The organism is Pandoraea norimbergensis, from assembly GCF_001465545.3.
In the GTDB taxonomy this organism is placed as follows: domain Bacteria; phylum Pseudomonadota; class Gammaproteobacteria; order Burkholderiales; family Burkholderiaceae; genus Pandoraea; species Pandoraea norimbergensis.
In genome coordinates, this window is record NZ_CP013480.3 from 4137053 (window position 1) to 4162834 (window position 25782).

A 25782-nucleotide genomic window follows, 5' to 3' on the forward strand; every position below is an offset into this window, starting at 1 on the left:
CGCGCGCGGCACTCCTGCCGGCGCCTGTTCCTCAGGTCGTACTGCGGGACAAGTCTGCTGGTTTGGTCATGACTTCCTCGGCAGCGCGGGCACTGCTGTCCGCGTAGCGTTGGGCCAGTCGGGCGCGCATCGGCTTGAGCACGAAGAGCGCAAGTACGGCGGCAGTGGCATTCATGACGACTGCAATCATGAACACGGCGTGCCAGCTACCTGTTGTGGCGGTGATGACGCTGGTAAATGGCACCAGCAATGCGGCCGTTCCCTTGGCGGTGTAGAGCATGCCGGCGTTGGTCGCGGCGTACTTCGAACCGAAGGTGTCGGCGCAAGTGGCCGGGAACAGGCTGTAGATTTCACCCCAGGCGAAGAACACGAGGCCCGTGAGAATCACGAACGCGACCGGGTGTTGACCCCAGACCGACAGTGCGTAGATACCCGCGGCTTCCATCGCGAAGGCGATGAACATCGTGTTTTCACGACCGATCTTGTCGGAAATCCAGCCGAAGATCGGACGCGTCACCCCGTTCAGTACCCGGTCGATGGCCAGTGCGAAGGTCAGTGCCGGCAGCGTCAGGCCCATCAGCGAGACAGGCGTGCCGTCCAGGCCGTAGTCCTTGGCGATCGGGCCGAGCTGAGCCGTTGCCATCAGACCGCCAGCGGCCATCAGCACGAACATCAGATACATCAGCCAGAACACCGGGCTGCGCATGACTTCGGTCGGCTTGGCGTCGTAGCGGCGTGCGCCCGGAGCAAGCTTCTTGAGTGCCTCGAAGGCGGCCGGCGGCGAAGCGAGCGCGAGACCCAGTACCAGCACGATGATGCCCTGGCCAAGACCGAACACCAGGAAGGTGTTTTCGTAGCCGCTGCTCTTGATCATGTTGGCAATCGGCACCACGGTCAGGGCCGAGCCTGCACCAAAGCCCGCTGCCGTCAGCCCTGCGGCCAGACCCCGGTTTGCCGGGAACCACTTGAGCGCGTTACCCACGCAAGTGCCATAAACAGCACCGGCACCGACACCACCCACTGCCGCAGCGAAATACAGCATCGCCAGCGAATCGGCATAGGCATTCAACGCCCACGCCACCCCGCAAAGCAGACCGCCGCCCACCACCACCGGACGCGGACCGAAGCGGTCGACCAGATAGCCTTCAATCGGCACCAGCCACGTCTCGGTGACCACGAAGATCGTGAATGCCACCTGAATGGCCGTGCGGCCCCAGTGATACTTTTCATCGATCGGATTGACGAACAGCGTCCACCCGTATTGCAAGTTGGCGATCATCGCCATACAAATCACGCCGAACGCGAGCTGAACCCAAGGGCTCGCGAACACGGATGTCTTACCGTGTTGATTTGTCGTCTCCACTTGTACCTCCTCCATCGGTTTTCAGTTGTTTGACAGCTTCACAACAACAACACCTTCCGGATGGGGTCTATGCCCCCTGGGTATGCTTTTACGAGGTCTTGGCCTCGTCGACTTTGTCTCTGATGCTTGCGATGCGACGTCGTCCACCGCAAATATACCGAACGAAATATACGATATATCAGATATAAGTCAACACTAATTTATTGCTTTTCTCGCTATCCCCCTCGCGTGCCGCAGGCGTTTTCGGTCCATTGCTTCGAAAACGTCCACGGCACGCGAGGCACTGTTCCAAGTGGCGGCTAGATACAGTAAGGCAACTGTAGGCCGGAGCGCCGCAACAACGCAATGCGAAAATACTAAGGAGTTAACCTGATCCGGGAGGCACGCCGAATAAGGCGCTCCGCCCTTTTATATCGGCGTCCTTGAGGATTTTTAAAACGAGCACAAGACGATATTTTTGATAATTTCTCTCACAAGAGAGATGTATCGACGAACGCTCGACCTCGCTGTAACACACCGTAATAATTCACTCGCCCACCGCTTTTTGCGTCAATTCGCCGAGGCGCAATGACGGTCGCGCTCACACATCCCTCCCCCATCCTTTAATGCCTTAACCGATCGACCGCGGGGAAACCATGACACGTTAAGTGACGGGAAAGCTTGGTGCTTCCCGCCTTGTGATATACGATATACAACATTTGATATTAGAAAAATAAAAGGCCAAGTTTCGATTGACCATTTGTGGAGGGAGACTTCATGAAGATTTGCATCTATGGCGCCGGTGCCATCGGTGGTTATCTCGGCGTGCAGCTTGCGCGCGCCGGGGCCGATGTCAGTCTGGTGGCGCGCGGACCGCATCTCGCGGCGATGCGCGAGCACGGACTCAAGTTGTTGATCGACGGCGAGGAACGCGTCGCCCAGCTGCGTTGCACCGACGATCCGCGTGAGCTCGGTCCGCAGGACTACGTCATCATCGCGCTCAAGGCGCACTCAGTGCCGGCGGTACTCGACGCCATGCAGCCGCTCATCGGGCCGGACACTGCGGTGGTGACTGCCGTGAACGGCATTCCCTACTGGTACTTCTATAAGCACGGCGGCGCGCTGGAGGGCAGCACCCTCGAGAGCATCGATCCGGGCGGCCGTCAGTGGCGCCAGCTTGGCCCCGAGCGCGCCATCGGCTGCGTCGTTTATCCGGCCACCGAAGTCGTTGCGCCCGGCGTGATTCAGCACGTGTACGGCAACAAGTTTCCGCTCGGCGAAGCCAGCGGTGAACGTACGCCTCGTGTGGAAGCGCTGGCAAAGATCATGACCGAAGGCGGGCTCGATGCCCCGATTCGCGAAAACATCCGCGATGAGATCTGGCTCAAGCTGTGGGGCAACCTCTGCTTCAACCCGATCTCGGCGCTCACGCACGGCACGCTGGACATCATCGCCAGCGATCCGGGCACGCGGGCCGTCGCCCGAGCCATGATGCTCGAAGCCAAAGCCATCGGCGACAAGCTCGGTGTGCATTTCCGCGTCGACGTCGAGCGTCGTATTAATGGCGCGGGTGCCGTCGGTTCGCACAAGACGTCGATGCTTCAGGATCTCGAGCGCGGCCGGGCCATGGAAATCGATCCGCTCGTCTCCGTCGTTCAGGAAATGGGCCGCCTCGCTGGCGTGCCCACGCCCACGCTCGATGTGGTGCTCGCATTGATTCAGCAACGCGAGTTCATGACCCAGCCCGATGCTGTCGCCGCTGCGCAGGCACGGCTGGCCAAGGCCGCCTGAGCGAACTTGCTCGAACTGGGGCGAGCCCGAGCCGTTAGCGGGAAATCGCTACTGATATAGAGTGCGTGGCAGGTGGGCGTTGTACTTCGCTTGTCACGCACCCTATCTATATAGAAGGGCCGGTTGCGGCAACAACCTCAGGGCGGGTCCCGCCGCAGTCGGCCCTGCCCCGCCGGTCCCGATTTGTATTTGGCCCTTTTTGGGTGCCTTCGCCGCTTGCCTGCTGAATGTACGCAATACCGGCTGTGGTTTCGCGGCAACGCAATATCACCGTTTTCCCCTTTTTGAGGACACCTTCGAGCACGCGACTGACAGCGCACGATCATCGCGTCCCGAAATCCACACTCTTGCACGCCAACCGGACACTTGAGGAGGTCAGCGCCGCGCATCGACCCGCCCGGCACTATCGGAAAAAGAGACAAAATCGGCCCATCGACTGGGGGTGACACCCATAGAACGTCCCGAAAAACGATAAATTTTGATATTCCGTATGTGGTATATCTTGAGACTTGCTGCGTTGCGACATACAATGCAAAGCAAGTTCTCCCCCACGTACTGATCAATTTTCGTCTTTCAGGAGTGTCATCATGTTTGTCGCTGCGCTGACTTTGCTCGCCCTCGCTGCCGCCCTCGCCACCGGTATTGCCATGGTTCATCTGTATGCATCGCTGCCGGCGTCGATGCTTGAAAAGGCCGAGAAGAACGGCCGCTTCGCTTACCTGGCGGAAACCACGCAGGCAATCGAATCGGGTAAACTCGTCACGAAGCCGGCAACCGTCGTGGGGCAGCAAGCATTGCGCCTCTGAGGAGGCCGTAATACCTAGGAGACTATTGCATGTCCCTGATCACCCCAACTCCGGAGCGAGTGACACCACTCGCGCTGGGGCCGATCGATACCACCACGAGTTTTCGTAATCAGGCGTATGCGCGGCTGAAAAAAGCCATCGCAGATGCTGATATCTATAACCGGAAAGAAGAGATCCGCCTGGACGAGCGTCAGCTCATCCAGGAGCTTGGCGTTTCGCGCACCCCGATTCGCGAAGCGATGACCTTGCTGGAACAGGAAGGTTTTCTGCGTACTGTGCCGCGTCGTGGCATCTTCATCATCCGCAAGACCAAGCGTGAAATCGTCGAGATGATTCAGATGTGGGCCGCCCTTGAGGGCATGTCGGCCCGTCTGGCAACGCTGCATGCGTCGGACGACGAAATCGCGAAGCTGCGCCATCTGTTCGACGAATTCGTCAATGCACCGCCGACGGACCACATCGAAGAGTATTCCGACGCCAACATCGACTTCCATCAGGCGCTGATCAATCTTGGCGGCTCGCAAGCGATTGCGAACACCATCAAGAACCTGTTCATTCACGTACGTGCCATTCGTAAAGTGACGATCGCTCAGAACGACCGGGCCGCACGCTCGATTGTCGACCACCTGAAGATCATTACTGCGCTGGAAAAACGCGATACGGAACTGGCCGAGAAGCTTGCGCGCGACCACACCCTCGGTCTGGCCGCGTTCGTCGAAGAGCATTGCGACTTCCTCGACTGATCGGTATGACCGGCGGCTGACGTCCGCCAAGCGCATCGCATCTGCGCACAAAGAAAGCCAGCCGCACACTCGTGCCGCTGGCTTTTTTGTTTCCCCGCCCTTCCCGCCCGACTCCACGGCATACTCTATTAGCCGCACTCTGCGCGTCGCGCTCGCCGACGCCCCGCATCACCCCGTCGTTCACGTCATTCGCATCATCCAAGTCACCCGACCCCGGCCACCTCGGCCACCTCGGGTAAACGAGCCTGCCAAACGCCCTCTCAAGCTATTGCACGTATACCGTATATCATATATCGTGTTTCACATACTGATGCTTCGGCACCGACAAGACGGCCACTCCCCATGCCGCCCCTGACGTGACGAAGCGCCGCCCGGGAAAGTGGGCGACAAGCCGCTCGCGGATCAGCGAGGCTTGGCAGTTCCGGTTCATGATGTAAGCAACGGGCGAGAGGCCAGCTCGTGCGGCATATGGTGGGGGCTATGTGCCGCACACGCATCCGGCGTCAACGCTAATCGCTAGACCCGAGCCGCGTCTTCCGGATGCGTTTTTATCGGGCCTCTCGCCCCGGGGCAAGCCGAACAGGTTTGCCGGAATTTAATTGCGGTAGACAAAACATATTCATACCCGCAGGTGCGCCGTTCCCCCCGGCAAGCCAAACAGGAGACAACTGCCATGCGCGAGGCTTATTCCGTCGCGACGGTGCAAGCGATTCTGGACGCTCATGCAGCGCAGGAAGGGCCGCTATTGCCCATCCTCCACGACGTTCAGGAAGCCTTCGGCTTCGTGCCCCCGGACGCCGTGCCCGTTATCGCCAACGCCCTCAATCTCTCGCGCGCCGAAGTTCACGGCGTGATCACGTTCTATCACCACTTCCGCACCAGTGCGCCGCCGCGCCACGTGGTGCAGATTTGTCGTGCCGAAGCCTGTCAGAGCATGGGGGCCGACGCCCTCGTGGCGCATGCCGAGCGCGTCATCGGTTGCGCGATGCACGCCCATAGCGGCGATGTCGCGCTAGAACCCGTGTTTTGCCTTGGCCAGTGCGCCACGTCGCCGGCCATCACCATCGACGACAAGCTGCACGCGCGCGTCACCCCCGAGAAATTCGACCGCCTGCTCGCCCGCGCGAAGGATGCCGTATGAGCCAAGCTCCCGCCCAATCCAGCCCATCGACCGGCACCGTGCGTCTCTACCTGCCGCGCGACTCTGCCGCCCTCGCCCTCGGTGCCGACGAAGTCGCCGAGGCCATCGTCGCTGAAGCGGCCGCACGCGGCATTGCCATCGAACTGGTACGCAACGGCACGCGCGGCATGCTCTGGCTCGAACCGCTGCTCGAAGTCGCCACGCCGGCAGGCCGCGTCGCTTACGGCCCGGTCGAGGTCGACGACGTGCCGGCCCTGTTCGATGCGAACGTCATCACCGGTGGCGATCACCCGCTCGCACTCGGCCTGACCGAAGAAATCCCGTATCTGAAGCAGCAGGAACGTCTCACGTTCGCCCGCGTGGGCGTGACCGATCCCGTCTCGGTCGACGATTACGTCGCTCACGACGGCTATCGCGGCCTGCGCAACGTCCTCGCCATGGACGGTGCCGCCATCGTCACGCAAGTCACCGATTCGGGCCTGCGCGGCCGAGGCGGCGCAGCCTTCCCGACCGGCATCAAGTGGAAGACAGTACTGAACACGCCGTCGGCACAGAAGTACATCGTCTGCAACGCCGACGAAGGCGACTCCGGCACGTTTGCCGACCGCATGCTGATGGAAGGCGACCCGCTCGTACTTGTCGAAGGCATGACCATTGGCGGCATCGCCGTCGGCGCCACGCGCGGCTACATCTACGTACGTAGCGAGTACCCGCATTCGATTGACGTACTCAACGAAGCCATCGTCAACGCGAAGGCCGCCGGCTATCTCGGCGAGAACATTCTCGGCTCGGGCAAGACGTTCCATCTGGAAGTGCGCAAGGCCGCCGGCGCGTATGTCTGCGGCGAAGAGACCGCGTTGCTCGAAAGCCTCGAAGGCAAGCGCGGTGTGGTGCGCGCCAAGCCGCCGCTGCCCGCCATCGAAGGTCTGTTCGGCCAGCCGACGGTCATCAACAACGTGATCTCGCTGGCCTCGGTGCCGATCATCATGGATCGCGGCGCCGACTTCTATAAGAACTTCGGCATGGGCCGCTCGCGCGGCACGCTGCCGATTCAGCTGGCGGGCAACATCAAGTACGGCGGCCTGATCGAGAAGGCCTTCGGTGTCACGCTGCGCGAGATTCTGTACGACTACGGCGGTGGCGCCATTACCGGCCGCCCGCTGCGCGCCGTGCAAGTCGGCGGCCCGCTCGGCTCGTATCTGCCCGAATCGCAGTGGGACACGCCGCTCGACTACGAAGCGTTTGCTGCGCTGTGGGCCGTGCTCGGTCACGGCGGCATCGTGGCCCACGACGACACCGTCGATCTCGCCAAGCTGGCGCGCTACGCGATGGAGTTCTGCACCATCGAATCGTGCGGCAAATGCACGCCGTGCCGCATCGGCTCGACGCGCGGCGTCGAAGTGATGGACCGCATCATCGACGGGCGCGACCGTCCCAAACAGATCAAATTGTTGCGCGACCTGTGCGACACCATGCTGGCCGGCTCGCTGTGCGCGATGGGCGGCATGACGCCCTACCCCGTGCTGTCGGCACTGAACCATTTCCCCGAAGACTTCGGCGCGGCTGAAGCATCGAACCAGCCGACTAAGGCCGCCTAGGAGAGCCCTCACCATGATGGACCCGATGTTCGAAAAGGATTACGGCACGCCGCGTCGCGAGTCGCAGAAAGAAGTCACGCTGGAAATCGACGGCGAGCAGATCACCGTGCCCGCCGGCACGTCGATCATGCGTGCGGCGTCCGAAGGCGGCGTGAACGTGCCCAAGCTGTGCGCCACCGACTCGCTGGAGCCGTTCGGCTCGTGCCGCCTGTGTCTGGTGGAAATCGAAGGCCGTCGCGGCTTCCCCGCGTCGTGCACCACGCCGGTTGAGCCGGGCATGAAAGTGCGCACGCAAACGCCGAAGTTGCAGGAGCTGCGCAAGGGCGTGATGGAGCTGTACATCTCCGATCACCCGCTCGACTGCCTGACCTGTGCGGCGAACGGCGACTGCGAATTGCAGGACATGGCCGGTGTCACGGGCCTGCGCGAAGTGCGCTACGGCTTCGACGGCGCCAACCACTTCGACAGCCAGAAAGACGAAACCAACCCCTACTTCACCTACGACGCCTCGAAGTGCATCGTTTGCAATCGCTGCGTTCGTGCGTGTGAAGAAACGCAGGGCACGTTTGCGCTGACGATCTCGGGCCGCGGCTTCGAAGCCCGCGTCTCACCGGGGCAGGATCAGCCGTTCATGGATTCGGAATGCGTGTCGTGCGGCGCCTGCGTGGCCGCCTGCCCGACCGCAACACTGCAAGAGAAGTCCGTCATTCACCTCGGTCAGGCCGAGCACGCCAAGGTCACCACCTGCGCCTATTGCGGCGTGGGCTGCTCGCTCAAGGCGGAGATGAAGGGCAATGAAGTCGTGCGCATGGTGCCGCACAAGGACGGTCAGGCCAACGAAGGTCACGCCTGCGTGAAGGGCCGCTTCGCATGGGGCTACGCCACGCACAAGGACCGCATCCTTACGCCGAAGATCCGCAAGAAGATCACCGACCCGTGGCAAGAAGTGTCGTGGGACGAGGCGCTCGACTACGCCGCGTCGGAGTTCAAGCGCATTCAGGCCAAATACGGTCGTGACTCGATCGGCGGTCTGGTGTCGTCGCGCTGCACGAACGAGGAAGACTACCTCGTGCAAAAACTCGTGCGCGCCGCCTTCGGTAACAACAACGTCGACACCTGCGCCCGTGTGTGCCACTCGCCGACCGGCTACGGCCTGAAAGCCACGCTCGGTGAATCGGCCGGTACGCAAACGTTCAAGTCGGTCGAACACTCAGACGTGATTCTGGTGATGGGTGCGAACCCGACCGACGGCCACCCGGTGTTCGGCTCGCGCATGAAGAAGCGTTTGCGCGAAGGCGCCAAGCTGATCGTGATCGACCCGCGTCGCATCGATCTGGTGAAGAGCCCGCACATCCACGCCGATTACCACCTGCAACTGCGCCCCGGCACGAACGTGGCGATGGTCAATGCCCTCGCCCACGTGATCGTCACCGAAGGTCTGATGGCCGATGACTTCATCGCCGAGCGCTGTGAAGACCGTGCCTTCGGCCAATGGCGTGACTTCGTCTCCCGCGCAGAAAATTCGCCGGAAGCCACCGAAGTGCACACCGGCGTGCCGGCGCATCTGGTGCGTGGTGCCGCGCGTCTGTACGCCACCGGCGGCAACGCAGCGATTTACTACGGGCTGGGCGTGACCGAGCATGCGCAAGGCTCCACGACTGTGATCGGCATCGCCAACCTCTCGATGGCCACGGGCAACATCGGCCGCGAAGGCGTGGGTGTCAACCCGTTGCGCGGTCAGAACAACGTGCAGGGCTCGTGCGACATGGGCGCCTTCCCGCACGAACTGCCGGGCTATCGCCACGTCTCGGATGCCAGCGCACGTGCGCTGTTTGAAGCCGAATGGGGCGTCGAACTGCAATCGGAGCCGGGCCTGCGGATTCCGAACATGTTCGATGCCGCGCTCTCGGGCACCTTCATGGGCCTGTACTGCCAAGGCGAGGACATCGTACAGTCCGACCCGAACACGCAGCACGTGACCCACGCGCTGGAGCAGATGGAGTGCATCGTCGTGCAGGACATCTTCCTGAACGAAACCGCCAAGTACGCCCACGTGCTGCTGCCCGGTTCGTCGTTCCTGGAGAAGGACGGCACGTTCACCAACGCCGAGCGCCGTATCTCGCGCGTGCGTCAGGTGATGCCGCCGCGCGGTGGTTACGCCGACTGGGAAGTGACGATCATGCTCGCCAAGCGTCTGGGCTACGAGATGAACTACTCGCACCCGTCGGAAATCATGGACGAAATCGCACGCCTGACGCCGACGTTCAGCGGGGTGAGCTACGCCAGACTCGACGAGTTGGGCAGCGTGCAATGGCCGTGTAATGCCGAAGCACCGGAAGGCACCCCGGTCATGCACATCGACGAATTCGTGCGCGGCAAGGGCAAGTTCCTGATCACGCAGTACGTGCCGACCGACGAAAAGGTGACGCGCCGCTTCCCGCTCATTCTGACCACGGGCCGGATTCTGTCGCAGTACAACGTCGGCGCACAGACGCGTCGTACCGACAACAACCACTGGCACAGTGAAGACCGGCTCGAGCTCCATCCCCATGACGCAGAAGAACGCGGCGTGAAGGATGGCGACTGGGTCGGCATTCAGAGCCGTGCGGGCGAGACGGTGCTGCGCGCGATCGTGAGCGATCGCATGCAGCCGGGCGTGGTGTACACGACGTTCCACTTCCCGGAGTCGGGAGCCAACGTCATCACGACCGACAACTCGGACTGGGCGACCAACTGCCCCGAGTACAAGGTAACGGCGGTGCAGGTCACGCCGGTGGCACAGCCGTCGGATTGGCAGCGCCAGTACTCGGACTTCAATCGTCAGCAGGAAGCGTTTCTGGGCCACGCACAGGGCGCGGCTGAAGCGAACGCGGGGTAAGAGTTTGGCCGGGTTTGCTTAAGGGGAACCAGGGCAACCAAGACAATCCGCGTCCATCGCCGGGTGCCGGCGGGCTTCATCGTCCAACGCCATGAGACGATGCGGCGGACGCAGGATTGTCCACGGGACTGCCCCGTGCAGCAGGCCCGTAAAGCGACGGACTAGCGGACCAACGGAAAGACAGCGGATTACGAGAGGGGACAGAACAGATCATGGACACCGACAATCTGGTCAAGATGGCCAATCAGATCGGCGATTTCTTCGAGACGATGCCCGACCGCGACGAAGCGCTCGAGAGCATTGCGGGGCACTTGCGTCGCTTCTGGGCACCGCGCATGCGCATGACGATTCTCGAACATCTCGAATCGACCGACGGTCACGGCATGCGCGAAATCGTGGTGGCAGCCATCACGGCCCATCGTGCGGAGCTTTGGCCGCGCAGCTGAACGCAGAAAAAACCGGTGCCGGAGAACGCCTCAGACATCGGCTCATTCACCGGCTCATGCACCGAGTTTGATCAAGACCGCGCCGCCTACGACCAGGCTGCATGCCACCAGGCGGCGCGCGTTGAGCTTCTCGCGCAGGAACAACCAGCCGAGCAGCACGGCAAAGATGGCACTCGATTCGCGCAGCGCCGACACCACACCCATCGGCAGAAATTGCAGCGCGAACACCACCATGCCGTAAGCGCACTGCGCGACCACACCGGCACCGAGCGCCTCGATCACGCGTCGGCGCGGCGCCAGGAACATCCCGCGCCAACCGCCCCGCAACTTCCACACGCCCCCGACAAGCGGCACGCTGGCAAACAGGTAGGCCCACGCGATATAGCCGAAGCCATTGCCGTTCGACATCCGCACGCCAAAGCCATCCACGACCGTGTAGGCCGCAATGAACACGCCGGTGAGCAAGGCGGCAGGTACGCTATCGCCCGAGAAACGACGCCCGCGCAGGGCGAGCGTCAGAATGCCGCCACAGATACACGCGATGCCGAGGGCGGCGGTGCCTGTGGGCCACTCCCCCGCGAGCAACAGCGCCGCCCCTGAGATCAATAAGGGGGAGATACCGCGTGCAATCGGATAGATCTGCCCGAACTCCCCCACGCGATACGCGCGGATGAGCGCCACGGTATAGCCGACCTGCGCACATGCCGACAGTAAGATCAACGGCCAGACCTGCATCGGCGGCAGCGGCAACAACACGATGCCGACCACAGCGGCAAGGAATTGCGGCACCGCCATCAGGCCGATTTGCCAGACGCGGTCGGGACTTGCGTGGAGGAAGGCGTTCCAAGTGGCGTGCATCAGTGCAGAGAGCAGCACCAGCAGCACGATAGGCGTAGTGGTCATCAACGGGGTGACGGGTCGGTCGGGGCGACGGCAACCGGCGGCGTGTGATTGCGACGAATGCGTGCTTTCGATGGATGGGCCGCCGGGCAAGACGCTATTGTGGCAGCAGCGCACGCGCCGCCATAGAGCCAGCGTCCAACATTCCCACGGGGCCAGACGATTTCGGTGTGCATGCCGAAACGGTCCCGAGGCGCAATCAGGGAAAAAACACGGAAGGGTTCGCGTCTCGCGAGAAAAGTTGTCCACACCCTTTGTGGATAACCCACTGGATAACCTGACCCTTCCCGCTCAAATCGCCCGTGCTTAGGGGCTGTCAAGAGCCTTGCCCAAAAAACGATCAGCGTCGGAACAAATATTCGGCTTGACGGTCTGGCATCACCCTGCTCAAGCGCTATCGCCCTCGTTTTCGGCCCGGTGCTACGACTTCGGGGATGTGTCGGCGTCCTTTTGACCCGATGCACCCGATGCTGAAGGGGGCGATGCCGGCGACTGCGGCACGGTGCGCAGCGCGGCGACGACACGGCCCTGTCCCATCACGGCCTCGGGAGCCTGTTGCAGCGCCAGACGATATCGCTCGCCAAACTCTTCGTCGGCATCCCTAAACAATTTGGCGGCCATGTCCGCCAGCGCGATGCCACTGGCAGCCGTCGGCGGCGTCTGCTCCTGCCATTCGTCGATCGCAACGATCAGGCGCGAGAGCGGATCGAGCCAACGGAACCAGGGATCTTCCGTCAGCAACTGGACGAAGCGACCCGTCGGCACGGCACCGAACACCGCCTCGTACTGCTGACGGTCATTGGCGATCAGCACTTTGTGTTGTGCCAGCAGCGCCGTACGCAGGCTTTGCATGGCCGCAATTTGTGCAGCATCAGCGGCGGCGGATTCGATCGATTCAGTCATGGAAAGACTCGCGGCGTCAGAAAGTGTACGAAATGGAAATGGAAAGCGTCTGACATGCACTTTAGGACTTAGCCCATAGCCAACGCCCTAGTAGATCACGATACTAACGCATCTCGCATACACCTCGCGAGATCAGGCTTTCACTTCCCCGTGGGAGGCCTGCTTCCTCACCCGCCCATCCGGCGGGTTTTTTTTATCTCCGATTTACCTGCGATTTGCCAACGCGTTGCGTGCGGTCCAGCACGCGTGTGCTCGTCGTTGTGCCGCGAATTCGTTTATGATCGGCAGCGCTCAAATCCCGCTTCCGATATGACGGCGACTCCCCTCCCCCAACGTTCCAAAACCATCGGCGTGATGGGCTCCGGCAAGCAGCCGTGGGCCGAACTTGCCGCCCCGCTCGGTCACGCGCTTGCGGTGGCCGGATACCACTTGCTCACGGGCGGTGGACAAGGTGTGATGTCCAGCGTGAGCGAAGCGTTCTGCGCCGTGCCCGGGCGCGTGGGGCGCAGCATCGGCGTGGTGCCCACAGAAGCAGTGGAAAGTGAATTAGGCGAAAGCGGCGCGGCCGATGTAGGAAAAGGCTACCGTCCGCTGCCCGGTTATCCGAACCCATTTGTGGAAATCACCATCGTGAGCCCGCTGCCGCGTCATCTGCCCGACGCGCCGCCGGGTACGCTCTCGCGCAACTCCATCAACGTGCTGTCGAGCGATGTCATCGTCGCGCTGCCGGGCAGTCATGGCACGCGCGACGAAGTCAGGCTTGCCGTGCGTTACGGCAAGCCTGTGATTCTCTTCGGGGAGCGCGACCATTTTGCGGACCTGCCGGCCTCGCTCGTACGCACCACGTCGCTCGACGTGGTGATGGCGTTCATCAGAACGGCACAGTGAGCTTCGCGTCGATCGACTGGAAGCGGTAGGACCAGCCCGGCGTCCCGCCAGTGGACGGCATCCACGGCGCATTGAGCCGTTGCATGACCGACAGATCCAGCTTGGACGTGCCGAGATAGTGGGTGTGATTCAGGCCCACTTCGGCGTAACTGTCATAGGTATGGAGGGCGTTCGGGTCTTCGGTACGGCTGCGGTTGTAGCGCAACTCGATCCCGGTCGTACCGTTCGACGTGACATCGAACGCACGGCGCACGCGCCATTGCAACGTCTGCGTCTGCGTGGTGCCGGTAGCAATCTGGTCGGTCGCCGCATTGGTCTTGCCCGTCAGCCCGACCGTCCAGTCGGCATCGAGCGGCACGGAGTAGTTGGCCGTGAGGTCGCGATTGGTCGCATCGCGGCGCGCGTTCTGCAAGTCCTGACTCACCGTCGTATTGAACTTGCCATACATGCCGAGCGGGTTATTCATCAACAGATTGGCCGTGCCCTGCATCTTGCCGGTGGTCGTCATGCCGCTGTTGTTCATGCCCAGATTGAACTGATACGGCTGCTCGTTGAGCACTTGCAAGCCCACGGCCCCTTCACCCGGTGTCTTGCTGCGCGAGGCGATGAGCGGCAGGTTCTCGTTGCGCACCACCAACCCGTGGCGCATCAGCATGCGGATATTGCGATCGGCGTAGCTCTCGCGGCGCGGCTGCCCGCGCAGGCACGAGGCTCGTGCAAGGAATCCGTTGGGCGGCACGATATCCGGCGCTGGAGGGGCGGCGGCCGGCTCAGGTGCCACCTCACCCGGTGCGAGCAGCGCCTTGGCAGAAATCGCCGTACCGTCGGCGCTCAATTCCGGGGCGACGGCAAAGTCGGCGGCAGGTAATGGTGGCGATGGCGGTGACGGTGGCGGTACGTCAGCCTGTGCGGAGGCTTCACTTGCGACGCCATCGGCATCCGCAGCCTGCGCGGCACTGGCAACGCCTTCCTGCCCGGCGGCCGCCGCAGCACTGGCAACGCCCTCACCCACGGCAGGCCCTGCCGCTTCGGCCGCCTGCGCGGCTGACGCGGCGCGCTGTGCCGCTTCACGATCGACGGTGGCAGCGACGGCGTTCGGATCGTCGCCAGCGAATAGCGCAATGGGATCGGATGAGACGCCCGGGTCCTGCGCAGCAGGCGCCGGTGCAGGCTCGGGGGGCGGCACGAAATACTGAGGCGAAAGACCGCGATCCCACAACCCGTAGGACAAGGCATTCTGCTCAGTGAAACACGGTGGATTGGGATCCGAGAACAATGACTGTGCGTGAGCGCCCGACGACGTGACGGCGTTGAGACACGCGACCATCGTCAAGCCACTGCGCACGACTGACTTTACCGACATTCGACACCCGAAGACCCCCCCCCGCGCGCGCGTCGTTTCGCGAGCTTCGTGCGCCGCTGACGACATCGGGGGGTGTTTAGCGACAAGCGTCCATTTTACGTCGATCGGATGACACGCTGCCAGTCACTTTCCTTGGGAACTCTTTCACGGGTTTGACGCTCATAACGCGTGACTTCCCCTGTAGTGACTTCTGCCCGCCTCGTGCGGGCATTTTTATTGGCGCGACGAAATGTCGCAAAACAATGTCGCAACGCGCCGCAACCCTGCCACCCCGGCAAACATCCGGGAGATCGCCCACGGATTTCACATCGTAAAAAAGCCCGGGAAGGTGGTTCCCGGGCAATGGTCGATCGCCATGGAGGGGCGATCGAGGGGGGGCCTGCCGGTGCCGCACGCAAAACGTGCGGCACCGTGGTCGAAGTTTGTGACGTGAAGGTACGGCTTACTTCTTCTTGCCGCCCTTGCCCGCACCACCGGAGCCACCGGCCAGATACCGCTCGTTGTACTCGTCCATGAGCTTGCGCACCGTTGCACCAATCTGGATGTAGTCCGGCTCGTTCAGGTTGGCGAGCGACACACGGCCCGACGGGTGGAGCGTGCCGAAGCCACGGCCCGGCAGCAGCACCACGCCGCTTTCCTTGGCCAGACGGAACAGCACTTCCGACGGGTCGATGTTCTTCATGAACCAATCGACGAAACCCTTGCCGTAGATCTTCGTGCCCGAGACTTCCAGGTCGAGGATGTTGTAGTAGTCGACGGTGTTCGGACCGGTTTCCTCGGTGATGCCAGCGGCGCGGTACATCACGGCCTTGCGGCGGCGGATGATGCGCTTCACGGCGTGCTTGTAGGCGTCCGGCTCGTCCATCAGGCAGAACAGCGAGAAGAGCGCCATCTGCACCTGTTGCGGCGTGGACAGACCGGCCGTGTGGTTCAGCGCCACGGCACGGCTGTCGGCCACCAGACGGTCGATGAACTTGAGCTTCTCGGGTTCGGTCGTGATCGACGAGTAGCGTGCATTGAGCCCTTCGCGTTGCGCCTTGGGCAGCTTGGCGATCTTGTCGTCGAACACATTCTTCTCGTGCGTGGCGATCGCACCCAGACGCCAGCCCGTGGCGCCGAAGTACTTCGAGTACGAGTACACGAGAATCGTGTTGTACGGCGCGATGGCGAACAGCGAGCGGAAGTCGTCGGCAAACGTGCCGTACACGTCATCGGTGAGGATGATCAGGTCCGGGCGCTTCTTGACGATGGCGGCCAGGTGGTCGAGCGAGGCGTCGTCGAGCTTGACCGACGGCGGGTTGCTCGGGTTCACGAGGAAGAACGCCTTGATCTTCGGATCGAGCAGCTTGTCGAGTTCCTTCTTCGAGTACTGCCAGCCCAGCTCCGGATCGGCGTTCAGGTTCACTTCGTGAAGCTGATAGTCGGCCAGTTCCGGAATTTCGATATACGGCGTGAAAATCGGCATGCCGAGCGCGATCGTGTCGCCGGCTTGCAGCAGATGGTTGGTCTTGAGCGTGTTGAACAGATACGTCATGGCCGCCGTGCCGCCTTCGACCGCAAACAGGTCGAAGTTGCCGGTGAACGGATGCTTGCCGACCATCTCGCGGCGCAGGTACTTGGCCGAAATCTTCTCGGTGTTCTTGAGCATGCGATCCGGCACCGGGTAGTTACAGCCCAGAATGCCGTGCACCATTTCCGTGAGGAAATCCTCCACGTTCAGGCCCATCTGATCGCGAATGTACGAGATGGCCTTCTCGAGGAATTTCACCCCTTCGGCTTGGTGATTCTCACGCGCAAAATCCTGCCAGCGTGCTTCGACGCCCTTGCCCGGGGGAATACCGCCGACGCCTTCGGGCATGTACGTGAACTGACGCGAGGCTTCCGACAGCGCGAACAGTCCCAACTGGAAGAAGCCGTGACGCGGTTCGAGCGCGAGAAAGTTCGGGTTACCGCGCCCGGCATTGAGCATCGAGCGCTGTGCGCCATTCTCTTGTGCGAGTTCGATCAGCGTGTCCTTGAATTCGAACGGGCTGAGTTTGGCGAGTGCGTCGAGTTCCTTCGATTTCATAGCGTTATCTCCATGAACAACCAATTGCGATCAGACATTGACTGGCAATGACAAACGATCGGGCAAAGACATTCGCTGTCCCGGGCCCCAGGGGAAGGGCCCGATACGGCATTAGGAAAGCGACACCACAAGCGGTCCAAGCAACGTGAGCAACACGTTGGCAATGGCATAAGTAATGGCGAACGGCACCGTCGGCACGTTGCTCTCGGCCTTGTCGAGAATTTCACCGAAAGCCGGGTTGGCACTGCGCGAGCCCGACAACGCACCGGCCAGAATGGCCACGTTGTCGTAGCGCAGCACATAGCGCCCGAAGAGATACGTGAGCAGCAGCGGCACGATGGTGACGATCACCCCGGCGACGAAGATCGAGACCCCGCTCTGTTGCAGCGTCTGCCATGCCTGTGCACCGGCAGACAACCCCACGCAGGTCACGAAAGTCGCAAGCCCCAGCTCTTTGAGCAGCGAACTTGCCGCCAGCGGCATAGCGCCGAAGGTCGGGTGCTTGCCGCGCAGCCAGCCGAACACCAGACCCGCCAGCAGCGCACCGCCGCCGCTGCCGAGCGTGAGCGGAATGCCGCCGACCTTCACCACGATGTAGCCGATCAGCAGACCGAACACGATGCCGATGCCCATGTAGACGTAGTCGGTCTTGACCGAATACGCGACCGGGTAGCCGGCTTCCTTGGCGGCGCGTTGCACATCGCTGTCGGCACCGTAGAGCGTGACCACGTCGCCGTGGTACGCGATGGTGTCGTCGAGCACCGGCACGGGTTGCCCCATCCGCGTGATCTTGGCGATGTACACACCGTGCTTGGTATCGCGCTCCACACCGGCCTTGAGCTCGCCCAGCGTCTTACCGTTGCCGCCCTTGCGGGCGAACACGACGTCTTGCAAGCGCAGCGGAATGTCGAGATCGCGTGACGGCGGCTGTTCGTCGCCGAGCAGACGCCAGGCTTCGGTGGCGGCTTCGCGGCGGCCGATGAGCATCACGTCGTCGCCCGTTTCGAGCACCAGATCGTCGGTCGCGATGATGATCTTGCCGTTACGGCGCAAACGCTCGATGGTCACGCCATCGGAGAGTTGCTTCTCGATGTCGACCACGCGTTTGCCGGCACCGGTCGTCACGCGATAGACGCGGCCCACGAGGGCGGGCAGCGAATCGACCTGATCGGCGTTGAGCACCTGCTGGCCGCCGGCCATCGCGAGTTCGGCCTTCTTGGCGTCTTCCTTGAGCGTGCGGCCCATGAGCTTGGGCACCAGCGAGGCGCACACGATGATCGCGCCGAGGCTGCCGAAGATGTAGGTCACCGCGTAGCCGATGGCCACTTCGGATTGCAGCCGCTTGACCTCGTCGACCGGCAGACCCAGACGCGAAATCGCATCGCCTGCCGTGCCGATGATGGCCGACTGCGTGAGACCGCCACCGGCCACACCGGCCGCGAGCCCCTTGTCGAAGCCAAAGATCTTGGCGCAGATCAGCACCGTGACCAGACCGGACGCCGCCAGAAAGATCGCCATCGCGATTTCACGCAAGGTCTTGCGCGAGAGCGAGTTGAAGAACTGCGGGCCGCTTTCGTAACCCACGGCGTAGATGAACAGCGCGAACATGATGCTTTTCACGCCTGCGTCGACCGAGATACCGATCTGCGAGACGATCACGGCGACGAGCAGCGAACCGCCCACACCGCCTAGCTGGAAGGAGCCGAACTTGATCGCCCCGAGTGCGTACCCGAGGGCGAGCGATAGAAAGATCGCCACCTCGGGGACATGGTTAAGAATGCTATGCACGATATCCACGGCAGAACCTCCGTCAGAAATAGGGGTGGGGTCTATTCACATGAGTTCCAGGCTCGTGTTGCCCGGCCAAAGGGGCGAGCGCAAGGAATGAGCCGAAGCGAATATCGGGAATATTCGCGAGGGTCATGACGCAGCGATCGCCCCTTTGGGTGGGCAACCCGGAGGGAACGTGCCCTACCGGCCGTCTGGCGGCGTTGCCCGCAGCTTGCTTGGAACGACCAAGCGGCGCTGCGGGCGCCTTGCCAGCCAGCCGGTAGAACACGTTCACGAGCCTGGAACTCATGTGAACAGACCCCTAGTGCGAAAACTGATGAGCGACGAAGACCACCGCCGGGCCCATCAGCGGCAGCAGCACGTTCGACAGGGCGTAGGTCACCGTGTACCCCACGACCGGCAACGCGCTGTCTGCCGTTTGAACCACTGCGCTGATCGCAGGCGTGCTGGCCTGCTGACCTGCGATGGCGCCGATCAGGATCGGACCGTCGATGCGCAGCAACTTGTGGCCGACCCAGAGCGAAACGAGGGCCGGAATGAGCGACACACAAATACCCACGACCGGCAGCGCAAGCCCGTGTTCGCGAAGCAGCACGGCCGCCTGCGGCCCTGCGGAAAGCCCCACGCACACGACAAACACTGCCAGCCCCAGATCCTTGAGCAACTCGTAAGCCGCCGGTGGGAACGTGCCCCACGTGGGCCGGCGCGAGAGCAGCCAACCGCTCGCCAACCCCGTGAGCAGCGCCCCGCCACCGCTGCCGAGCGTCATCGGCACGCCACCGATGCGCACCGACAGGTGGCCGATGCAAAGACCGAGAATCAGCGCCAGACCGACGAACACCAGACTCGTCTTGTTGCCATGCGGCACTTCCTTGCCCAGCACCGCGCCCGCGCGCTCGATGTCTTCCTGCAAACCTTGCAACGTGATCACGTCGCCGCGTTGCAGCGTAATCTTGCCCAGCGACGGCAACTGCATACCCATCCGTTTCACGGATTTCACGAACACGCCGTGCCGCAATTCAACCGGCGCTTCGCGGCGCAGATCGGCGACGGTGCGCCCTTCCGCTTCCTTGTTCGTCATGACGAAATCGCGCTCGACGAGCACGATCTCGTTCGTCTCGGTGCCCGCCACTTCCGGGCCGACGAGCGCATGCGCTTCGAGCATGGCGTCGCGGCGCCCGACCAGCAGCAACTCGTCACCGGATTCAAGCGTCAGGGCCTGTGCTACCGGCACCGCCGCCGTGGCACGCCGCACGCGCTCGACGGCAACACGCCCTTCGAGTGCCGCTTCAAGCGCGGCCACCGTGAGACCGGGGTGCGCCACCCGATAGCTGCGGCCGACGATATCCGGCGCGGCAGGCGCACCGGCATCGGCACCGTTCTCGTCTTCCATCTCGCGGGCCAGACGTGCGCTGTCCTGCTTGAGATCGATGCCAAGCAAACGGGGGGCCAGCAGATTGGTGAACAACACGATGGTGATGAGACCAAACACGTAGGTCAGCGTGTAGGCGGTCACCACGTTGGCCTGCAAGGCCTTGAAGGCCTCCGGATCGAGGCCGAGGCGGTTGAGCGCTTCGATGGCCGTACCGACCATGGCGGACTCAGTCGCCGCCCCAGCAGCCAGACCGCCAGCCGTGCCCGGGTCGAGCCCGAGAAACTTCACGGCGATCATCACGATGCCGAAGACGAACACGACTTCGATGATCGACAGCACGCCAAAGCGCAGGCCGCGCAGATTCAGGTTTTCGACGAACTGCGGCCCGGCGGAGAAGCCCATCGCAAAGATGAACAGCGCGAACGCAAAGTCCTTGAGCGAGCCCTCGACCATGCAACCGGTCTGCCCAATCAGCAGCGCTACCAGTAGCGCACCGCACACGCCACCGAGTTGAATCGGTCCGAGTTTGATGCGGCCAAGCAATTGGCCCAGTACAACGCATACGAATACCGTGATCAACGGCACAGCATCAAACAGCGGGACAGAACACTGCATAAATGCTCCAGCGACTTGTCACGCTAAGGTGACGGGGCCGCGCCAATCAAGCGACGGCGCGTGAGTTACGAATGCAAAAGGCAACAGTCAGCCCTACCCGGATGACAGGTACAGAGCAATTCGATCGGAAAGACCGGCTTTACGTTATGCGCCTGGACGTGACGCCGCCAGGCGTTGATGTGGGGACAGGGAAAAGCAAAGTAACCAGAGCGGCACTCAGGCCGAAGCGTACGGTGTTCATAGCGGATCCCAAAACGTTGAGACAACCCGATAATCGATGACGCCCGCCTCCTCCCTCAGAAGCCTCAGGCGCTACACCATAAGCCGCATGACACGTGTTCCTAACGCTCGAAAACGGTTTGGTTATTCCCAAAACTCGTTTGGAGAGTTATTTAAATTACGCTATCTGCGACTGTTCCGCATTTCGTGGTGACGCGGTGTCGGCATAGTGTTGTTCAACGTTCCGGGCGTGTCAATATGTTTTGCGTAGCGGCTCAAGCTTGTGCCCGTCAAGTCTGCATGCAAATAGATACATAGCATTCCTGATTAAATTTTATAAATCCTTGGCAGTCCGTTGTCCGATCAGGGTTGAAGCAACTCGGCGTGATGGCGTGGCCGTAGCGCCCGCATCAATATGACATTTGCAATCGCAAATATTCGAAGGAAAAGATGAAAAACTTTCAAGTGCTGCGGCACGATGCCGCAGCACGACTGCCAGTCGTTTTTGAGTGATGAATCACCCATCGTTCAACGACTCGCTTAGCTGATTTTTGATAGCCAATCAGTTTTGATAGCTGATGCATTTAACAGCCGATGTGCGCCCCATCCGAATATCGGCCGTTTATTTGGGGGCGCGAATCTCGTGAATGGTGCCCGGCCCCCAACTCGTGGGCGCCCATTTACCGTCGCGCAATGTCCATTCGTGCGACGCCGTTTCTTCCCAATGCGGGGGGGTGTAACGCATGCCCGGGCGCTTGGTTTCCATGTGACCGTCGATCCAGTCATAGCGTCCGGCGCTCCACTGCCAATACCCCGGCACCCAGAACTGTTTGCCGGTCGCAGATGGCGGGTTCTCGACACGCGGCGGCGGCGGTCCGCGATCGACCGTGACGTCGGCTAGCACCGGCAGACTTGCCAGACACAGGGCGGCGGTGAGCGTCGCCATGCAGGCACGCACGACGCTTGAGCGAGTGGAAGGTGGCAGAGAGGACGACGAGGAGGACGATGACGAGAACGGCATGCGCAGTCGGTGAATCACGAAAGAGTGGGCGGGCGTGGGCGAGGGGTCATTGTACCGTCCGCATCCAACGTAGCGTCCAACGTATAATCGGCGCCATCTTAAATTCGCCGCCCCGTGCGGATGACGACGGCGCCGCCATGAACGGTTGCCGCACCTCTTCGACATGAACCCTGCCCCTGCGAGCGTCGGTCACCGGCAACTCCTTCGTTTGGCCGTGCCCATTGTGCTCGCCAACCTCACCCAGCCCCTGCTCTCGGCCGTAGATACGGCGGTCGCGGGTCATCTGCCGGGCCCTGCCTATCTGGGGGGTGTCGCCCTAGGGGCACTGCTGCTCAATCTGATCTTCTGGGGCTTCTCGTTCCTGCGAATGGGTACCACCGGACTGGCCGCGCAGGCGTTCGGGTCGCGTGACGCCGTCGCATTGCGCGATACCCTGTGCCGCGCACTGGCGCTGGCCTTTTCGATCGGCGCCGTTCTGTTGCTGTTTCGCGAGCCGTTGGTGTCGCTTGGGGTCTCGTGGCTGGGCGGTAGCGCGCAAGTGCAGGCGCTCGGGCGCGAATACGCGGGCATTCGCATCCTCGCGGCGCCGCTGGCACTCGGCAATTACGTCGTGCTCGGCTACCTGCTGGCCTGCCAGCGCGTGCGGCAGGGGCTGATGGTGCAGGTGTTCATCAATGTGGTGAACATCGTGGCGGTGATCGTGTTCGTGCGCGCGCTCGACTGGGGCGTGGCGGGTATTGCCATCGCCACGGCGCTGGCCGACGTGCTGGGCTTTGCGCTTGGCGCATGGTTGCTATGGCTGGCCCGCACACCGGGCCTGCCGCCGCTGCGACTGGCTGCGCTGGTCGAGCGCAGCGCGCTGTGGCGGCTGCTGCGGCTCAATCTCGATATCTTCCTGCGCACGCTGTTCTTGCAGCTCGCGTTCGCGTGGTTTGCCCGCGTCGGCGCCCGCCTTGGCGATACGACGCTGGCCGCCAACGCGCTGCTGCTCAACTTTCAGACGTTCATGGCTTATGGCCTCGACGGCTTCGCGCATGCCGCCGAAGCGCTGGTCGGCGCCTACGTCGGCGCGCGTCAGCGCGAGGCGCTGCTCCATGCCATTCGTCTATCGCTCGGATGGGCGCTCGGCTGCGCCGTGGCGTTCGCACTGGTCTATGCCGTGGCGGGCGGGGCGATCATCGACACGCTGACCGATCAGCCGGTGCTGCGCGACGCAGCGCGCGAGTTCCTGCCGTGGGCGGTAATTTCGCCGATCGTTGCCGTGTGGTGCTTTCAGCTCGACGGCGTGTTTATCGGCGCGACGCGCACGCGCGAGTTGCTCAGTTCGTCGTTGATCGGACTCGTGGTGTTTGGCGCCGTGATGCCGTTCACGCTCGATGCGTGGGGCAATCACGGGCTCTGGCTCGCGCTGATGTCATTTCTCGCCACGCGCGGTGTCGTGCTTGGCGTGCTGCTGCCGCGCATCTGGCGCGGCATGCCGTCAGCCGGGCTTCAGCGGCCCTGAATGCAGGCCAATGCGGCGGCGTGCAGTTCTGCGTTCGCGGCGGCCAATACACGGCCTTGTGAGGCCAGCGTAAGCGGCTGACCGTCCCAGTCGGTAATGACACCACCTGCCGCCTCGATCACCGGTGCTACGGCCAGATAGTCGTAGGTCTGCAAGCCGGCTTCCATCACCAGTTCGATATGCCCGCTGGCCAGCAGGCCGTAGGCGTAGCAATCGCCGCCGAAGCGACGGCGGCTCACCGCCTTCGTCAGGCGTTCGAACTGGGCGTACTCGGCGGCATCGAAAATGTCGGGCGACGTGGCGTACACCGTGGCTTCGGCCAGCGATGTCACCGGGCTCGTCGCACAGCGCTCACCGTCGAAGCGCGCTTCGCGCACACCGCTGGCGGCATCGTTCACGCCGACCCAGCGCTCGCCCGTGGCGGGCATGTCGATCACCCCGACCACCGGCTTGCCGTCATGCAGCAGGGCCAGCAAGGTGCCCCACAGCGGGTGGCCAGTGATGAAGCTGCGCGTGCCGTCGATGGGATCGACCGACCAGACGTATTCCGCATCGGGATTGTGCTTGCCGAACTCTTCGCCCCAGATGCCGTGGGACGGGTAGCGCGCGGTGATCTGCTGGCGCAGCGCGGTCTCGACTTCGCGGTCGGCGATCGTCACCGGGCTTTCGTCCGCCTTATCGTCCACCGCGAGACGGCGGCGAAACCAGCCGAGCGAAAGCGGTCGCACAGCGTCGGCCAGCGTGGCGGCAAAGGCGGCGTACTCGGCAACAGGGGTAACGGGGGCGGACGACATGCGTGGGTCTCCTTGGCACTTTGCAGCGCGGCCATTGGGATCAAGGCCTGCGAAAAATAAGAGGGATCGGCGCAGCGCAAGGCGCTGGCCGATATCGGCGTTGAGCGCCACCAGCGAGGCACGTCAACGCCTCGCGATCATACAAGGTGCCGAAGTCATGCGCCTGCATTACGCACCAATCCAGCGCAAAACGACACAAATTTGCTATGCTCGCGGCCTGACTGCCGGGCAAGCCCCGGCCTCCCCCCGCCTTCCCTCAGGATTCTCATGCTTTCCGGTCGCGGCGTGATGCTCTCCGTCTCGGCATCCGTCTTGTTTGCAGTGATGCCTGCGCTTGTCTCGCAGTTGGCCCCGTTGTCGGGGCTGGACGTGTTCGCCTGGCGCATTCTGCTCACACTCCCCGGCGCACTGGTCATCGTCACCGTGCTCCAACGCTGGCCCGTGCTCAAGCACACGATGTCGCACGTGCTGCACCGCCCTGCGGCCCTTGGTGCGTTGGTGCTGTGCGCGATGTTGCTGGGCGTGCAACTCTGGCTGTTCGTCTGGGCACCGTTGCAGCAGCGCATGCTCGACGCTTCGCTCGGCTACTTTCTGCTGCCGCTCACGATGGTGCTGGCCGGACGCACGGTGTACAAGGAACGCCTGAGCCCGTTGCAAACGCTCGCGGTGACCTTCGCGATCGTCGGGGTCGCCCACGAGTTGTGGTCCACGCGGGCGCTGTCGTGGGTGACGGCGCTCATCATGTTCGGCTATCCGCCGTATTTCATGCTGCGCCGCCAACTGCGGCTCGACGCCCTGTGCGGCTTTGTGCTCGAAATGCTGCTGATGACCCCGGTTGCCGCCGTTCTGCTCTGGCACGCATGGCCGCAGAACGCCATGGTGCTGGCCGAGCCGCGTTTCTGGCTATGGTTGCCCGCCCTCGGCCTGCTGAGCGCCAGTGCGCTGGCCGGCACCTTCGGCGCGGCACGGCTGCTGCCCATCGGGCTGTACGGCATTCTGGGCTACGTCGAGCCGGTGCTGCTCTTCGCGGTGTCGCTGTTCGTCCTGGGCGAACCGTTCACCTCGCAAGGCCTGTGGACCTATGTGCCGATCTGGATCGGCGTCGCGCTGGTGGTGTTCGACAGTCTGCGCACCCTGCGCCGCCAGCGGCTGGGCCGCCCTGCCCCGGCAGGCGTGCCCGAGGCCTGACGAAAATAAGCCGAACGACGACCTCGGGCGGCCTCGCCCGGGGCGACGGCAAGCCGTGCAGTGGGCACTGATGAGGCGGCAGGCTATACTCGCGTGAGCCAGTCAGGTCAGACCAATACGATGAAAAAACTCGCCAAGATCGCTATGTTGTTGTCCTCGGGGATGCTGACACTTTCGCTCTCCGCGTGCGGGACTTCCGCGCCGCTGTTCACGTCGGACGGCCGCCCCACGCAGCAGATTCAATGCTCCGCCGCGTCGAGTGGCGACTGCGATCAACGCGCCCGCACCCAATGTGCCGGCAAGAATTACGATGTGCTCACCCGCGATGTGAGCAGCAATGTCGCCAATCTGGTGATTGCCTGTCAGGCGAACTGATTTCCGCTTCAATACGGGACTCCCGGCCGGCCC

The 25782-nt window shown here is 62.6% G+C and carries 20 protein-coding genes; 11 read left to right on the plus strand and 9 right to left on the minus strand.

Going from position 1 to position 25782, the window contains the following annotated elements; all coding sequences use genetic code 11:
* Nucleotides 1–31: 31 nt before the first annotated feature.
* Nucleotides 32–1378: an oxalate/formate MFS antiporter gene (oxlT, locus tag AT302_RS18125; RefSeq protein ID WP_058379637.1), complete on the minus strand. Its 1347-nt coding sequence runs from the start codon at nucleotides 1376–1378 to the stop codon at nucleotides 32–34.
* A 741-nt stretch (nucleotides 1379–2119) separates the two neighbouring features.
* On the opposite strand from oxlT, the gene AT302_RS18130 reads away from it, so the two are divergent.
* From AT302_RS18130 to AT302_RS18160, 7 genes are all read left to right on the plus strand, one after another.
* Complete coding sequence (locus AT302_RS18130) at nucleotides 2120–3133, plus strand: 2-dehydropantoate 2-reductase (protein WP_058379638.1); 1014 nt, start codon at nucleotides 2120–2122, stop codon at nucleotides 3131–3133.
* 587 nt (nucleotides 3134–3720) lie between these two features.
* Nucleotides 3721–3939, plus strand: coding sequence for a hypothetical protein (locus AT302_RS18135; RefSeq protein WP_058379639.1), 219 nt, complete (start codon nucleotides 3721–3723; stop codon nucleotides 3937–3939).
* Between the two features lie 29 nt (nucleotides 3940–3968).
* Nucleotides 3969–4682: a GntR family transcriptional regulator gene (locus tag AT302_RS18140; protein ID WP_058379640.1), complete on the plus strand. Its 714-nt coding sequence runs from the start codon at nucleotides 3969–3971 to the stop codon at nucleotides 4680–4682.
* Between the two features lie 673 nt (nucleotides 4683–5355).
* Nucleotides 5356–5823 carry a formate dehydrogenase subunit gamma gene (locus AT302_RS18145; RefSeq protein WP_058379641.1) on the plus strand — a complete coding sequence of 156 codons (468 nt, stop codon included), beginning with the start codon at nucleotides 5356–5358 and terminating at the stop codon, nucleotides 5821–5823.
* On the plus strand, nucleotides 5820–7421 hold the full coding sequence (locus AT302_RS18150) for a formate dehydrogenase beta subunit (RefSeq protein ID WP_058379642.1): 1602 nt from the start codon (nucleotides 5820–5822) through the stop codon (nucleotides 7419–7421). The genes AT302_RS18145 and AT302_RS18150 overlap by 4 nt, the downstream gene beginning before the upstream one ends.
* 13 nt (nucleotides 7422–7434) lie before the next feature.
* Complete coding sequence (gene fdhF, locus AT302_RS18155; protein ID WP_087688431.1) at nucleotides 7435–10299, plus strand: formate dehydrogenase subunit alpha; 2865 nt, start codon at nucleotides 7435–7437, stop codon at nucleotides 10297–10299.
* A 212-nt stretch (nucleotides 10300–10511) separates the two neighbouring features.
* Nucleotides 10512–10745 carry a formate dehydrogenase subunit delta gene (locus AT302_RS18160; RefSeq protein WP_058379644.1) on the plus strand — a complete coding sequence of 78 codons (234 nt, stop codon included), beginning with the start codon at nucleotides 10512–10514 and terminating at the stop codon, nucleotides 10743–10745.
* A gap of 54 nt (nucleotides 10746–10799) precedes the next feature.
* Here AT302_RS18160 and AT302_RS18165 read toward each other — a convergent pair whose 3' ends face one another.
* Together AT302_RS18165 and AT302_RS18170 are read right to left on the minus strand one after the other, a co-directional pair.
* Nucleotides 10800–11648 carry an EamA family transporter gene (locus AT302_RS18165; RefSeq protein ID WP_058379645.1) on the minus strand — a complete coding sequence of 283 codons (849 nt, stop codon included), beginning with the start codon at nucleotides 11646–11648 and terminating at the stop codon, nucleotides 10800–10802.
* Between the two features lie 417 nt (nucleotides 11649–12065).
* Nucleotides 12066–12548, minus strand: a complete 483-nt coding sequence (locus AT302_RS18170; protein ID WP_058379646.1) for a hypothetical protein — start codon at nucleotides 12546–12548, stop codon at nucleotides 12066–12068.
* A 309-nt stretch (nucleotides 12549–12857) separates the two neighbouring features.
* Here AT302_RS18170 and AT302_RS18175 point away from each other — a divergent pair, with 309 nt between their 5' ends.
* Nucleotides 12858–13436 carry an SLOG cluster 4 domain-containing protein gene (locus AT302_RS18175; RefSeq protein ID WP_058379647.1) on the plus strand — a complete coding sequence of 193 codons (579 nt, stop codon included), beginning with the start codon at nucleotides 12858–12860 and terminating at the stop codon, nucleotides 13434–13436.
* On the opposite strand, the gene AT302_RS18180 is transcribed toward AT302_RS18175, so the two are convergent.
* The 5 genes from AT302_RS18180 to AT302_RS27875 form a co-directional block, all read right to left on the minus strand.
* A complete protein-coding gene (locus AT302_RS18180; RefSeq protein ID WP_157125826.1) occupies nucleotides 13420–14667 on the minus strand; it encodes a ShlB/FhaC/HecB family hemolysin secretion/activation protein in 1248 nt (415 codons plus the stop codon). The genes AT302_RS18175 and AT302_RS18180 overlap by 17 nt on opposite strands.
* Before the next feature lie 574 nt (nucleotides 14668–15241).
* On the minus strand, nucleotides 15242–16867 hold the full coding sequence (locus AT302_RS18185; RefSeq protein ID WP_058379649.1) for a bifunctional aspartate transaminase/aspartate 4-decarboxylase: 1626 nt from the start codon (nucleotides 16865–16867) through the stop codon (nucleotides 15242–15244).
* A 111-nt stretch (nucleotides 16868–16978) separates the two neighbouring features.
* Nucleotides 16979–18664 carry an aspartate-alanine antiporter gene (aspT, locus tag AT302_RS18190; RefSeq protein WP_058379650.1) on the minus strand — a complete coding sequence of 562 codons (1686 nt, stop codon included), beginning with the start codon at nucleotides 18662–18664 and terminating at the stop codon, nucleotides 16979–16981.
* A gap of 295 nt (nucleotides 18665–18959) precedes the next feature.
* Entirely contained in the window at nucleotides 18960–20648 is a 1689-nt protein-coding gene (gene aspT, locus AT302_RS18195) for an aspartate-alanine antiporter (RefSeq protein WP_058379651.1), read from the minus strand.
* An 841-nt stretch (nucleotides 20649–21489) separates the two neighbouring features.
* The gene (locus AT302_RS27875) at nucleotides 21490–21813 is read right to left on the minus strand and encodes a YXWGXW repeat-containing protein (protein ID WP_058379652.1); all 324 of its coding nucleotides are present in this window, start codon (nucleotides 21811–21813) and stop codon (nucleotides 21490–21492) included.
* Nucleotides 21814–22051: 238 nt separating this feature from the next.
* On the opposite strand from AT302_RS27875, the gene AT302_RS18205 reads away from it, so the two are divergent.
* Nucleotides 22052–23392, plus strand: a complete 1341-nt coding sequence (locus tag AT302_RS18205; protein ID WP_058379653.1) for an MATE family efflux transporter — start codon at nucleotides 22052–22054, stop codon at nucleotides 23390–23392.
* On the opposite strand, the gene hisN is transcribed toward AT302_RS18205, so the two are convergent.
* Nucleotides 23380–24186: a histidinol-phosphatase gene (gene hisN, locus AT302_RS18210; RefSeq protein WP_058379654.1), complete on the minus strand. Its 807-nt coding sequence runs from the start codon at nucleotides 24184–24186 to the stop codon at nucleotides 23380–23382. The genes AT302_RS18205 and hisN overlap by 13 nt on opposite strands.
* Nucleotides 24187–24453: 267 nt before the next feature.
* On the opposite strand from hisN, the gene rarD reads away from it, so the two are divergent.
* Together rarD and AT302_RS18220 are read left to right on the plus strand one after the other, a co-directional pair.
* Nucleotides 24454–25374 carry an EamA family transporter RarD gene (rarD, locus tag AT302_RS18215; protein WP_058379655.1) on the plus strand — a complete coding sequence of 307 codons (921 nt, stop codon included), beginning with the start codon at nucleotides 24454–24456 and terminating at the stop codon, nucleotides 25372–25374.
* Nucleotides 25375–25467: 93 nt separating this feature from the next.
* Nucleotides 25468–25749, plus strand: a complete 282-nt coding sequence (locus AT302_RS18220) for a hypothetical protein (RefSeq protein ID WP_237171959.1) — start codon at nucleotides 25468–25470, stop codon at nucleotides 25747–25749.
* Nucleotides 25750–25782: the final 33 nt, after the last annotated feature.

What these genes read in the sequence shown, in the direction of transcription:
- AT302_RS18130 (WP_058379638.1), top strand. Translation starts at nt 2,120, where the DNA reads ATGAAGATTTGCATCTATGGCGCCGGTGCCATCGGTGGTTATCTCGGC.
- AT302_RS27875 (WP_058379652.1), bottom strand. Translation starts at nt 21,813, where the DNA reads ATGGCGACGCTCACCGCCGCCCTGTGTCTGGCAAGTCTGCCGGTGCTA.
- oxlT (WP_058379637.1), bottom strand. Translation starts at nt 1,378, where the DNA reads ATGGAGGAGGTACAAGTGGAGACGACAAATCAACACGGTAAGACATCC.
- rarD (WP_058379655.1), top strand. Translation starts at nt 24,454, where the DNA reads ATGCTTTCCGGTCGCGGCGTGATGCTCTCCGTCTCGGCATCCGTCTTG.
- AT302_RS18205 (WP_058379653.1), top strand. Translation starts at nt 22,052, where the DNA reads ATGAACCCTGCCCCTGCGAGCGTCGGTCACCGGCAACTCCTTCGTTTG.
- AT302_RS18165 (WP_058379645.1), bottom strand. Translation starts at nt 11,648, where the DNA reads ATGACCACTACGCCTATCGTGCTGCTGGTGCTGCTCTCTGCACTGATG.
- fdhF (WP_087688431.1), top strand. Translation starts at nt 7,435, where the DNA reads ATGATGGACCCGATGTTCGAAAAGGATTACGGCACGCCGCGTCGCGAG.
- AT302_RS18150 (WP_058379642.1), top strand. Translation starts at nt 5,820, where the DNA reads ATGAGCCAAGCTCCCGCCCAATCCAGCCCATCGACCGGCACCGTGCGT.
- hisN (WP_058379654.1), bottom strand. Translation starts at nt 24,186, where the DNA reads ATGTCGTCCGCCCCCGTTACCCCTGTTGCCGAGTACGCCGCCTTTGCC.
- AT302_RS18145 (WP_058379641.1), top strand. Translation starts at nt 5,356, where the DNA reads ATGCGCGAGGCTTATTCCGTCGCGACGGTGCAAGCGATTCTGGACGCT.
- AT302_RS18160 (WP_058379644.1), top strand. Translation starts at nt 10,512, where the DNA reads ATGGACACCGACAATCTGGTCAAGATGGCCAATCAGATCGGCGATTTC.
- AT302_RS18135 (WP_058379639.1), top strand. Translation starts at nt 3,721, where the DNA reads ATGTTTGTCGCTGCGCTGACTTTGCTCGCCCTCGCTGCCGCCCTCGCC.
- aspT (WP_058379651.1), bottom strand. Translation starts at nt 20,648, where the DNA reads ATGCAGTGTTCTGTCCCGCTGTTTGATGCTGTGCCGTTGATCACGGTA.
- AT302_RS18175 (WP_058379647.1), top strand. Translation starts at nt 12,858, where the DNA reads ATGACGGCGACTCCCCTCCCCCAACGTTCCAAAACCATCGGCGTGATG.
- AT302_RS18170 (WP_058379646.1), bottom strand. Translation starts at nt 12,548, where the DNA reads ATGACTGAATCGATCGAATCCGCCGCCGCTGATGCTGCACAAATTGCG.
- AT302_RS18140 (WP_058379640.1), top strand. Translation starts at nt 3,969, where the DNA reads ATGTCCCTGATCACCCCAACTCCGGAGCGAGTGACACCACTCGCGCTG.
- AT302_RS18185 (WP_058379649.1), bottom strand. Translation starts at nt 16,867, where the DNA reads ATGAAATCGAAGGAACTCGACGCACTCGCCAAACTCAGCCCGTTCGAA.